Annotated in this window: 8 protein-coding genes; 4 read left to right on the forward strand and 4 right to left on the reverse strand. The window is 69.8% G+C overall.

All coding sequences use genetic code 11. The features are described 5' to 3' along the window. The coding region (locus ACVBEQ_RS27770; RefSeq protein WP_447156677.1) for a DUF6573 family protein at positions 1–1103 on the forward strand (1103 nt) is incomplete at its 5' end. Positions 1104–1439: 336 nt separating this feature from the next. Here the strand turns inward: ACVBEQ_RS27770 and ACVBEQ_RS27775 are convergent. Further along, complete coding sequence (locus tag ACVBEQ_RS27775) at positions 1440–1934, reverse strand: RICIN domain-containing protein (RefSeq protein WP_447156678.1); 495 nt, start codon at positions 1932–1934, stop codon at positions 1440–1442. A gap of 250 nt (positions 1935–2184) precedes the next feature. Here ACVBEQ_RS27775 and ACVBEQ_RS27780 point away from each other — a divergent pair, with 250 nt between their 5' ends. Then, positions 2185–3012 carry a peptidase inhibitor family I36 protein gene (locus tag ACVBEQ_RS27780; RefSeq protein WP_447156679.1) on the forward strand — a complete coding sequence of 276 codons (828 nt, stop codon included), beginning with the start codon at positions 2185–2187 and terminating at the stop codon, positions 3010–3012. 922 nt (positions 3013–3934) lie between these two features. Next, on the forward strand, positions 3935–4141 hold the full coding sequence (locus ACVBEQ_RS27785) for a hypothetical protein (protein WP_447156680.1): 207 nt from the start codon (positions 3935–3937) through the stop codon (positions 4139–4141). A 72-nt stretch (positions 4142–4213) separates the two neighbouring features. On the opposite strand, the gene ACVBEQ_RS27790 is transcribed toward ACVBEQ_RS27785, so the two are convergent. Next, entirely contained in the window at positions 4214–4816 is a 603-nt protein-coding gene (locus ACVBEQ_RS27790; protein WP_447156681.1) for an HNH endonuclease family protein, read from the reverse strand. Beyond that, entirely contained in the window at positions 4809–5309 is a 501-nt protein-coding gene (locus ACVBEQ_RS27795) for a hypothetical protein (RefSeq protein WP_447156682.1), read from the reverse strand. Before ACVBEQ_RS27795 ends, ACVBEQ_RS27790 begins: the two co-directional genes overlap by 8 nt. Before the next feature lie 63 nt (positions 5310–5372). Here ACVBEQ_RS27795 and mobF point away from each other — a divergent pair, with 63 nt between their 5' ends. Next, positions 5373–10991: a MobF family relaxase gene (gene mobF, locus ACVBEQ_RS27800; protein ID WP_447156683.1), complete on the forward strand. Its 5619-nt coding sequence runs from the start codon at positions 5373–5375 to the stop codon at positions 10989–10991. A gap of 13 nt (positions 10992–11004) precedes the next feature. Here the strand turns inward: mobF and ACVBEQ_RS27805 are convergent, their stop codons facing one another. Further along, positions 11005–11754 (reverse strand): hypothetical protein, encoded by a 750-nt coding sequence (locus ACVBEQ_RS27805; protein WP_447156684.1) that lies wholly within the window; start codon positions 11752–11754, stop codon positions 11005–11007. Positions 11755–11920: the final 166 nt, after the last annotated feature.

An 11920-nucleotide genomic window follows, 5' to 3' on the forward strand; every position in this document is an offset into this window, starting at 1 on the left:
CGCCCCGAGTTCGGCGGCGGCCAGTGCCCTGGTGTCCGAGTGCGGCAGCCCCACCCGAGCAGTCGCGGGGCCGGCGCGCAGCCAGGGCGGCGCAGCCCTACGGGCGGGCCGACGCCATCGCGGACGGTCTGCTGATCGAAGTCCCGATCCGGCTGTCTCGGCAGTTCAACTTCCAGTACCCGCTGGCGATCACCGCCGCCGCCTGGTGCGACGCCGTGCAATGGACCGAGGCCACCGAACGCGGCAAGGCCACCGGCAGCGGGCAGAACGAGGCCAGCCGCTTGACCGAGGTGCTGTGGGTGGCCCGGCTCGCCCTCTACACCAACCGCACCGGCACACACGACCTGGACTTCCTGGTGCACCGCGTCCCGGTCTACGGGCCGGACACCCGGCCGCTGCGCCTTACCCTGCGGGTCAGCGTTCACCCCGGTGACTGCGGCGAAACCGTCGCCACCATCGGCCACGCCCACCAACCCGTCGCGGGAACGTTCGTGCTGGCCGACCCGGACCGGCCTCCCGCCGGGCAGCCGGTCATCGGGTGGCCCGCCGCCGACCTCGAGCACGACCGCAGCGGCCGCGTCCACCCGGTGGTCACCGCCGACATTCTGGACCGGATCCTGGCCGCCGCAACTGATCTCACCAGCACCAGCGGCATCGAGGTCAGCACCGGGAAACGACGGGGAGATCTACTTGCACGACCCGGGCGGCATCACCGTCACCCTGCGCCCCGACCCCAGCGGCCGCTACTCGCTGCGCCCCCTGGACTGGCCGTTCCAGTTCACCCACCAGCACACCACCACCGGAACCACGAGGTGAGCGCCCCCAGCACCGCCCACACCGCCCCCGCCGTGACCGGCGAGGTTGCCTTCCCAACTGGACCGGCTGCGCCGCGCCGCCTAAGGGCTGGGCTACCTCCACGGCGAAAACAGCACGGTCCCGGCTCTACCGAGGATCCCTGCCGACAGCGCACTGTCCGGCCCCGGGGAGAAACTGCGGAGCTGTACATCGTCGAGGGGTTGAGCGTCGCCGAGTTAGCCCCGCGTCTCCGGCTCTCCCACGGCCCGGTGACCGCCGCGTTCAATCGCAGCCGACAACCACGCTGACCGATGGCATCCCCCAGGACCCGATCGGCGCTGAGCAACTCCATACGCGTATGTCGAGAAATCAGAACCGTTCGTGTCATTGCCGCCGGCCCTGCAGATGACCACGACAAAAGTGAACGCCGACTGCGGCAGCACAAGACTTCTGGCCGGCCGAAGCCGCCATCACCTCCTACATTCCTCGAGTCGGACAGAGAACCATCCTGACCGAGCTGCATGTCACGAAACGTATGGAAGATGATAAGAGCGGCGCACGGTACGCGGCACCGGCGTGCCGGATGAGAATGAGATAAGACAACTTGACGTCACATCGGTCGCCGCGTGGCGCCACCGAACCAACTATCGCACCCAGTGCTGATACCGGTTCTCGACGCCATCGCAAGGCAGAGAGTAGACAGCGCCAGCGCTATTGCTATCGAGGCACCGTCCTGTCCAAACGTTTTGAAAAAAGTAGCCAGTGCCAGAATGGCTCCGGATGTACCACTGCTGGCTCGTATTATTACCTATGCAAGAAGCGTGGAACACGATTCCTTGGGTCGTGGCTATACGCGTGTCACCAAGGCAGTCGCCGGTGGCTTTATTCTTGAAGATCAACGCACCTGGGGTGGCGCTCCAAGCGTGATACCAGCGCTGAGAATCAGCCCCGGTGCAGACCCGAGTGCGGACATACCCGTAGTCGTCGTCATAATCCTCTAGACAAAGCCGGGTCTGCACGTTCTTGTACATATAGTTTGGCTCGACGGCCGCCGCCACAGCGGAGGACGCGACTGTTAGGCCGCCCAAAGCCATGACCATAACCAAGAACATCCGCGCGGCGCGGTGGCGTAGATGCATTGCTCCCCCTAGGCTGAGACGCCGCTGACAACGACGCAACAACCACAGGGTTCTGGGTGAGACAATGGCTTGTCAATAGGCCGATCACCGGTACGTTTCCCCTGGATGGCCCATGGACGTAGTATCGCCTGTGAGGACAGAATCGCGCAAAGCATGTCACTTCAACTTCTGCGCCAAGGATGAAGTTGATCTTCAGAGGGGGATGGCGATGGAACACGGAGGCGGCACTAGGGGGCGTCGAATGTCGCGGGTGGCATTCTTATTGGTTGCATTTCTGCTTAGCTCTGCTTTTGCAGTGGTGGGTACACCAGCGCTCGCGGCATCTCGTGACGGTCGCTGCGATCGCGGAGAGTTCTGCTACTACTACAACAGTAATCTTGCCGGGTCGGTCTCTGACTTCACGAAGCCCATCGGCGACTACGGAACTCGCCAGCCACGGTGTTACGACTTCAAAGGTCCGGGCAAAGGACAAGGCAAGTGCATTAAGAACAATGCCGCGTCAGTATGGAACCGGACGTCCAGGCCTATTACGGTGTACAACAACACTGGCTATAGAGGTAAAAGCCAAATTATCAAGCCCGGTGCAAAGGTGAACCTCACCTCCCTAAAGAACCGGAATGCCTCGCACAAATTTGGCGCGACACCGCCGCGCCCGCCGGCATGCCCAAGAACCGCTATCAATTCGGTGATTCCCCACAGTACAGTTGGTGTTGCCGCCGGAATGGGCCACGTGGTGTTCGAGGGAACCTTCTGGACGGCGCTTCCGTGTGGCGCTAATCCCTCGTTTACCTGGCTGCGAGAGAGCAACTACGGATTAGTGGGTTGGTTGGATTGTCGAGAAGGTGAAGTCGCACCGACATTTGCGCAGAAGATCGACGGGTGCTATACCACCTCTGAACGCGGTGCGTTACAGGTTCGAGCAGACGTCACAGTCGAGCAATTCTTCAGGGAATGGAAGTACAGCATCGTCATGCAAGTTGAAGGCATCGAAAACGGCCAGGTGCACTCGAGAACTACCGTCAACGGCAAATGGGCGATGGACACGTGGCACGGTACACTTTCACAACGCCCCCTGTGAACGGCTGGCACGCATGTGAAACCCTGGTTTCACCGCGGTTGTTGATCGACGTCGGTGAGAGTCGACGTTCGGTAGCTATGCGCCGCTAACTCCTGCGGCCGCCTCAAGATCACCTGCGCAACTCTCATATGAGAGGCGGTGGATCCCGGCATATCGCCGCGCAGCACGACACCAGAAAGACGAAGTCGCCTCGACCTCTAGGGCTGGCTCGTGGATCTGCGGAACAGACCATGGTCGGGTTGCGGCCGTCCTGGACGGCGATCTTTGTACGACGCCTATACACAGAGTACCTCACCATCGAATACGGCCCCCGACCGGCCCTGCCGGTCGAGAAGCCGGGGCCCACCCCCTCTCGCGGTGTGACGCTGCTTTTCGGCGGGTACAGGTCGTCACGTAACTAGCCGTCGATCTTGGCTCAAAACAAATCCCAGCTGCGGACGTCGGGTCTACCGGCGGGTGGGGGCCAACTCAAACCTGGACATCAAGCTGGGGGTGTCCGGCGGGCCAAAACCACAGCCACACCAACGCTCCGCTGGCACACACCGACGGCGCCACATCAAACCGTCACCGGTGCTATTCAAACTAGGTAGACCACTTCACTTATTGCGGAAGCCTATTCATAGGGCAGCAGGCGGTCGACCCGCGCGTGTTTGAACAACGTGCTCGGGGGTGCGCCGGTTGCTGGACGGCCGGCACCATCCCACCACCGGAGACACCGTCCGTACCTAGAGCTGCAACCCGGCGGGCAGCGTGCCGTCATTGCCGAGATCCTGGGCGAGGATCCGATAAGCACCGCGCTGGCCGCGTCCACCGCCCAGCAAACGATGAAGCTGTGAGCCAACGTGGCGGCCGCGCACGAGAAAGACATGCCCCGCGACGCCCACCGCGACCACACCACCGCCCGCGCCGACTACCTACGCATATGAGCGACCTCGGCTACGTCCCGGCCGACGTCGAGCAACGCATTATCAGCAACGTCTACCCCGACACCGAAGCCACGACGGATGACACCGAACCCGCACCCGACGAAGCCACGACCGAGGACGCCGACCCCGCACCCGAAACAGCGCCGGTCGACAGCGAACCCACCGCCGATCCCGAGGGGTTGATGCCCGCGTCCGCAGCCTGACCAGCCCACACTGCTGCGGGGGCAGCGTCGACCGCCGACGCTGCCCCCGCCTCACTGTGCTCGGGGCCGGTGTCACAGGTCGAACAGCGGCCAGGAATCCACCACCGCCGGCGGGGCCGATGCCACCGCCGGCGCGATGAGAACAGCTGCGCCGGCCGGGGCCGGCGCAATGTCGAACAACGGGAGCAAGTCACGCCACGGATCGCCGTCCGCGACAACCGCAGCGAGCACCGCCGCCAGGGCGTCGGGGGAGCGGTCCACCGACGCGGCCAGCGCCGCCTGGATCGCCCGGGACGCACCGACCTTGCCCCGCACATCGACCCGGCCCGGCCGCGGGCCGACCGCCCGGCCACGTCGCACCGCGTCGCGCATGTTCTCGCTCTGGGTGCCGATCCGCACATGCCCGGGGTCGGTGCGACAGCACAACCGCACCTCGCAGTCGTGCAGCACCGTCGCCCCGACCGGGATCATCCCGAACCGCAACCGGGCCGCGATCTGATGCGGGGTGAACATCCGGGCACCGTCGTACTTGTTGGTGATCGCAACCCGCCCGTACCCGTCCGAGCCGACCGCGCCCATCCACACATGACACGTCGCGGTCGGCAGCACATGCCGCCACCACCGCGCCACGTCCAATTGCGAGAGCCGCACCGGCCGACCCAACGACTTACTCACCGGAGGACCCGCCCACCACAGCGGGCACCGCCGCATCCGACGCGGTGCGTAGCAGCCGCCGCACGTCACCGGCTGGCAGGGCGAGCAGGTCCGCGACCTGCGCCACCGTCAGCCCCTCGGCCTTGAGCGCGGCCACGCACCCGGCGATCCGCTGATCGGCGGCCGCCACCGCGACCCGCTCCGCCTCCTGCGCGTCGGTGATGGCCCGCTGCGCAGCCGCGACCGCCAACGCCCGCCGCTGCGCGGCCTTGACCTTGCCGTCCACTTCCGCGAACACCGCGGCCGCCGCGTCCTCGATCCGCGCATCCCGCGCCGCCCGGTCCGCGTGCAACGCCGCGACCCGCTGCTGCGCCCGCGCCCGCGCCGCCACCGCACCGTTCGCCACCCTGCCCACCGCGACCACCCTTCCGCCCGGCCACCAACATGCCGCCAGTTGACACCACGACACCGACAACGCCCACCGACCGACCCGCCGCCGCGTCGGTCGCGTCATTCGCCACACACCTCATGCACTTTGGTCACATCAGCATAACGGCGGGTAGGCTCCTGTGCTGTGATGGGTCTGCACAAGCTGACCGCCGGGGACGGGTACACGTACCTGATCCGGCAGGTCGCCGCGTCGGACTCCACCGAACGCGGATACAGCTCGCTGGGCGACTACTACGCCGCGAAGGGCGAATCCCCGGGCACCTGGATCGGCGGGGGCCTCGAAGGACTGGGGACGGCCGGGACCGTCACCGAGAAGCAGATGCGGAACCTGTTCGGGCAAGGCATCCACCCCGACGCCGACCGCATCCAGGCCGACGTCATCGACGCCGGCGGCGCGGCGCCGGCCGCGGTGGCCGCAACTAGGCTCGGTTCGGCGTACCGGGTGGTGGAGGGCGACCCGGCATGGCGGGAAGAGCTGACCGTCCGGTACCAGGCCTTCAACACCGTGCACGGGCGGCCGGAGAACGCGCCGGTGCCGGCGGAGGAGCGGACCCGGATCCGCACCGAACTGGCCACCGAGATGTTCACCCAGCGGCACGGCCGGCCCCCGGCGCACACCGGGGAGCTGACTGGGTTCCTGGCCCAGGTGTCCCGGCCGCAGTCGGCGTCGGTGGCCGGATTCGACCTGACGTTCTCCCCGGTGAAGTCGGTGTCCACGCTGTGGGCGGTCGCCCCCCGCCCGGTCGCCGAGCAGATCGAAGCCGCCCACACCGCGGCGGTGCGCAAGACCATCCACTTCCTGGAATCCGAGGCCGCGTACACCCGGATGGGCAGCCACGGCGTCCGGCAGGTCGAGGTCACCGGGCTGGTCGCGGCGATGTTCACCCACCGGGACTCCCGGGCCGGTGACCCGGACCTGCACACCCATGTCGCGGTGTCGAACAAGGTGCAAACCACCGACGGGCGGTGGCTGGCGCTGGACGGGCGGATGCTCTACCGGTTCAACGTCGCGGCCAGCGAGTTCTACAACTCCCAGCTCGAGGCGGAGGTCACCACCCGGATCGGTGGCACCTTCCTGGCGACGGAACGGGGGGACGGGAAACGGCCGGTGCGGGAACTGGCCGGCGTCGACGACCGGCTCACCGCGCACTGGTCCCGACGCCGGGAAGCCATCGAGACGGTCACCGCGGACCTCGCCGCGCAGTTCGTGGCCCGGCAGGGCCGGGTGCCGACCGCGGTGGAAACCCTGCGGCTGGCTCAGCAGGCCACCCTGGCGACCCGGGCCGCGAAACACGAACCCCGGTCACTGAACGAGCAACGCCGGGTGTGGCGGGCCGAAGCCGTCCGGGTCCTCGGCGGCGAAGCCCGGCTCGACGCCATGCTGCGGGACGTGCGGGCCATGGTCGCGGCCGCGCCGGTCACCCCCGGGCTGGTCGACGAGCTCGCCGCGCACACCGTTACCGTGGTCAGTAACAGCCGGGCCCGCTGGTATGAGACGAACCTGCTCGCGGAGTCGATCCGGCAGGTCCGCTCCGCCGGCGTCGACCCCGCCGCCGTGAACGAGCTGGCCCGGTTGGTGACCCGGCGGGCGGTCGCCGCGGACCACTGTGTGCCGATCGGCGCCGATACCGACGTCGCCCCGGACGCCGGGGTGCCTGGGGCGTTGCGCCGGTCGGACGGCACGTCGGTGTACCGGGTGGCGAAGGGTCAGCGGTACACCTCGCCGGCGGTGCTGGACGCCGAAGGGCGCCTGGTGCAGGCCGCGGGGCGCACCGACGGCCGGCGGATCACCGCGGCCGATGTGCAGGTGGCGATGCTGGAATGGTCGGCCAACCATGACGGCCGGACCCTGAACCACGGGCAGGCCGCGATGGTGACCGAGGTCGCCACCAGCGGCCGACGGGTGCATCTCGCTCTGGCGCCGGCGGGGACCGGGAAGACGACGGTGATGGGGGTGCTGGCCCGGGCGTGGCAGGGCACCGGTGGGCACGTCGTCGGTCTGGCACCGCAGGCATCGGCGGCGGAGGAGTTGCACGCGGCGCTGCACGAGGTGCAGACCGACACCCTGGACAAGCTGGTCCACGAGATCACCGAAACCCCGGAAGCCGAGCACCCGCAGTGGATCACTGAGATCGGCCCGAACTCGCTGGTCATCGTCGACGAGGCCGGACTGGCGGCGACCCCGAAGCTGGACACCGCGGTCGGCTTCGTCACCGCCCGCGGCGGGCGGGTGCTGCTGGTCGGGGACGACCGGCAACGCGCCGCCGCCGGCGCCGGCGGGGTGCTCCGCGACATCGACGCCGCCCACGGGTCCTCGACCCTGGTCGAGGTGTTGCGGTTCACCGACCCCACCGAAGGCCGCGCCACCCTCGCCGTCCGGGACGGCGACGCCGGCGCGGTGGGTTTCTACACCGACCGGAACCGGTTGCACGCAGTGAACGCCGACACAGGCATCGACGCGGTTTACCGGGCGTGGGCCGCCGACACCGCGGCCGGGGCGGACTCGGTGATGATGGCTCCCACCCTGGACCAGGTCGCGCAGCTCAACGCCCGGGCCCGCGCGGACCGCCTCGCCGTCGAGGCCGCCGCCGGGATCCCGGTGGGGGAGGAGCTGACCTTGACCAACGGGGAAACCGTGTCCGCCGGCGACACCGTGGTCACCAAGCGCAATGCCCGCAGCCTGTCGCTGGGCGGCACCGACTTCGTGCAGAACAACCACCGGTGGACCGTGCAGGCGGTCCGGCCGGACGGGTCGCTGGATGTGCGGATGATCGGCGGCACGCAGCGGGAGATCCGGTTGCCGGCCTGGTATCTGGCGCAAGGGAACGTGCGCCTCGGGTACGGGCACACCCTTGCCGGTTGCCAGGGCATCACCGTCGGCTCTCCCGGTCCGGGCGGTCGGCGGGGCGCCGCGCACGCCCTGCTCACCCCGGAGATGACCCGCAACGAGGCCTACGTCGCGGTGTCCCGCGCCGTGACGGAGAACCACGCCTACCTGCAGGTCGGCGGCGGCACCGACCCGCACCAGGTGGTCAAACCCGAAGCGGTGCAACCGGAAACCCTCGCCGAGCAGTTCACCGCGATCCTGTCCCGGGACGGGTCCGCGGTGTCGGCGACCACCGAGATCCGGGACGCCGCCGACCCGCACCTGCAACTGGGGCACGCATCGGACGCCTACGCCGACGCGATCGTGGCCGGCGCCGAATCGCTGCTCGGCGAGCAACGCCTGCAGCAGATCACCGACGACGCCGAACGCGCCGTCCCAGGGGTGACATCGGCGCCGGCGTGGTCGACGCTGTTGGGTCACCTGGCGGTGCTGGCCGTCAGCGGCCGGGACCCAGTCGCGGACCTGACCGCGGCCGCCGACGCCCGGGAGCTGGACACCGCCCGGGACACCGCCGCGGTGCTGGACTACCGGCTCGATCCCACCGGCAATCACTCCCAGGGCCGGGGGCCGCTGCCGTGGCTGCCGGCCATCCCGGCTGCGCTGCAACAGGTCCCGGAATGGGATGCCTACCTCACGGCGTGGTCCAATCGGGTCGGTGACCACGCCGACCCGGTCCGCCTGGATGCCCGCGGCTGGACGGTGGATACCGCACCGGCGTGGGCGGTGCCGTACCTGACCGACCGGCAGTTGGTGGTTGACCTCGCCGTCTGGCGGGCCTCGCAGTCCGTGCGGGCCGACGAGATCCGGCCGGCGGGGGAGCAGCCGCGGCGGATCGCGCTGCGCGGTCACCACCGGAAGCTGACCGAGCGGTGCGAGCGGGTCGCCGGGAACACCGGTGACGGCGCCGACCGCTGGCACACCGTGTTCACCGACCGCGGGATCGACCTGACCGAGGACGACTTCTGGCCCGTGCTGGCCAGCCGGCTCAACCTGGCCGACGCCGCCGGGCTGCCCGTGCCCGCACTGCTGGACGCGGCGGCCGCCGCCGGGCCGCTGCCCAGCCAGGGGCAAGCGTCCGCGCTGTGGTGGCGGCTGCACCCACACCTCGGGGCGGTCACCTCACCGGTCCACCCCGACGTGCACCGGGTCCGCCCCGTCTGGACCGAGCGGCTCACCGAGACAGTCGGCGAGCAGGTCACCGACCGGATCACCCGGGACCGGCTCTGGCCGGTGCTGGTCGGCCGGGTCGACACCGCGGCCGCGAACGGGTCGGACCCCGACCGGCTGATCAGCGACGCCGCATCCCTGCTCGCCCCGCACCTGCAGGAGGTGCCCGAGCACTCCTGGGCCACAGCGCTGCTCTGGCACGTCGGCACCCTCGCCGACCCCACTCCCGTCATCCCCGGGGTCGATGCGGTGCCGCCGGACCCCGCCGACGCCGACCGCACCCCACCCGCCGACCTCTACCTCGACGCACCCGCACCTGATCCACGGGCCGCCACCACCGACCCGGGTGATCCGGTCACTGCGGGTTCACCGGCGCTGGAGCCGGCCGACCCTGACACGGCGCCGCCGGATCCGCAAGCCGCTCTTGTCGTCGCCCCGGCGCTGCCCGCCGCGGAGCAGGCCGCCGCGCTAGAGCGGGCCCGCGCCGCCGTCACCGCCGCGTGGGACTACTACCGCGAACTCGCACCCCGGTCCTGGGTGCCCGGTTACGTCAGCGCCCGCGGCCTGGACCCGGCCGGGTTCGGGTACGCCCCCGCCGGGTGGACCCGCACCCTGGACCACCTGCGGGCGGCCGGGTTTACCGACCCAGAGCTGCTCGCCGCCGGCCTGGCCCGGCGCAGCGGCCGAGGCACCCTGATCGACCCGTTCCGCAACCGGCTCATGCTCCCCATCCACGACCAGGCCGGTCACGTCGTGGCCTTCATCGGCCGCGCCCACCCCGACAGCAAAGACCCCCGCACCCCGAAGTACGTCAACAGCGCCACCACCGACCTGTTCAGCAAGACCGACCTGCCCTACGGGTTGACCCTCGAGGCGATCGGTGAGCTGCAGCAGGGAGCGGGCCTGGCGATCGTGGAAGGCCCGATGGACGCCCTGGCCGTGAACGCTGCCGCCGCCCGCATCGGCCGGCGGCTGGTCGCGGTCGCTCCACTGGGCACCGCGCTGACCCGTGAGCAACTGGCCACCCTGGATGGCATCGCGCAGCTGGCCGGGCGCAGCGTGCTGATCGCGTTGGACAACGACCCCGCCGGCAGGCGGGCCGCCGCCGCCGCGCACGGCCTGCTGCTGGCCGCCGGGGTGAAAAACGCGCGGGTCCCGCAGCTCCCGGCCGGGCACGACCCCGCCGACGTGCTGGCCACCGCCGGTGTCGACGCCCTGGTCACCGCCTTGGGGCAGCGGCGGCCGCTGGCCGACCTGGTCGTCGACCAGGTCCTCGCCGCCGCCCTGCGCGGCGACGACAGCCCCGAATCACGGGTCTGGGCGTTGCACGCCGCGGCCCGCGTCGTCGGCGCGATGCCGTCCGAGCAACGCGCCCGGCAAGCCGTCCGCACCGCCCGCGCCCTGGACCTGGATGCCTTCCGCGTCCTGGACACCATCCAGGCGCAGGTCCCGTACGACCCCAAGCCGCAAGGAACACTGGGCCTGCCCAAACTGCCGCGCGCGCTGCGGCAACAACAACGAGCCCAGCTCCTCGCCCGCAACGCCGCCCGCATCAACGAGATGGGCACCGGGAACCGAGACACCGATCCGGTCGGGTCCCCGCGGGCGGGCCGGCGTCCTCGGTTCATCGACGACGTCCGCGAGGACGAACGCAGCGCCGACACCGACCGCGGGGCCGACGGCGGCTGGTGACCCGCCCGCGCGGCTACGCCGTGACCGAGGCGCGGTAGTCGAACCGCATCACCGCCTGCGTGCCGCTGTCCGGCTCCGCGCCGTGCCGGGCGTAATAGTCCGCAACCGCCTCGTTCGCCGGGTGCAGCAGCACAACCGCGCCGGTGCGCTCCCATTCCACCTGCAGCGCCTGCAGCAGCCGGGACCCGTCCCCGGCCCGGGCCGAGCGGACGAACGAGGACATCACGTACGCCGGACCATCGGACTTGGCCGCGAGGTCAGCCTGTTGCTGATCCAGTGAACGGACCCGCGGGTCAGCCCGCAGCAGCGTGCGCAACCGGGCGACCAGCTCCACCAGCAACGGCGCCGCGACGATCCCCATAGCCGCAACAGACCTCAGCGCCGGCGACCACGATCCCGGCAGCACCTGCGACAGGGCGACGGCGACGGCCAGCATCACAGCGAACGCCGCAACCGTCAGCAACCCGGCGAGCAGCATCGCCGGCCGTGACGACCGGCGGGTTCCGTCGGACAGGGTCATCGACGCACCACCCAACGTGCGCACATGCCCCACATTCCTTGCGATCACAGCTGTTTCCACCGGCCAGAGCCACGGGGCGATCAACACACCACCCCACGATCGGGGGCCGCGGTTGAGCACGTTGAACACACGGGCTCGCCGCCACCCGATACGGGCCACCTCGAGCGGGTCGGCACCCACCGCGGCGGTCGCACCCACCGCGGCGGTCGCACTGCCGCTCGGCGATCCGTGCCGAACGGTCACGTCCGCGCCGGCTCCGCCGGTGCCGGTGTTGGCGTCGGTGCGGGTTCGGCGGGCAGCACCGGCGCGGTCGTCGGCAGCACCTCGATCCGCCGTTGCGGTTCACCGATATCAGCCACGAGTCACGCTCCAGCAGTAGGGGTCGGGGGTGGTGGGGGAGTGATCAGGA

It is taken from the genome of Nakamurella sp. GG22 (assembly GCF_052976845.2).

What these genes read in the sequence shown, in the direction of transcription:
- mobF (WP_447156683.1), top strand. Translation starts at nt 5,373, where the DNA reads ATGGGTCTGCACAAGCTGACCGCCGGGGACGGGTACACGTACCTGATC.
- ACVBEQ_RS27785 (WP_447156680.1), top strand. Translation starts at nt 3,935, where the DNA reads ATGAGCGACCTCGGCTACGTCCCGGCCGACGTCGAGCAACGCATTATC.
- ACVBEQ_RS27795 (WP_447156682.1), bottom strand. Translation starts at nt 5,309, where the DNA reads ATGACGCGACCGACGCGGCGGCGGGTCGGTCGGTGGGCGTTGTCGGTG.
- ACVBEQ_RS27775 (WP_447156678.1), bottom strand. Translation starts at nt 1,934, where the DNA reads ATGCATCTACGCCACCGCGCCGCGCGGATGTTCTTGGTTATGGTCATG.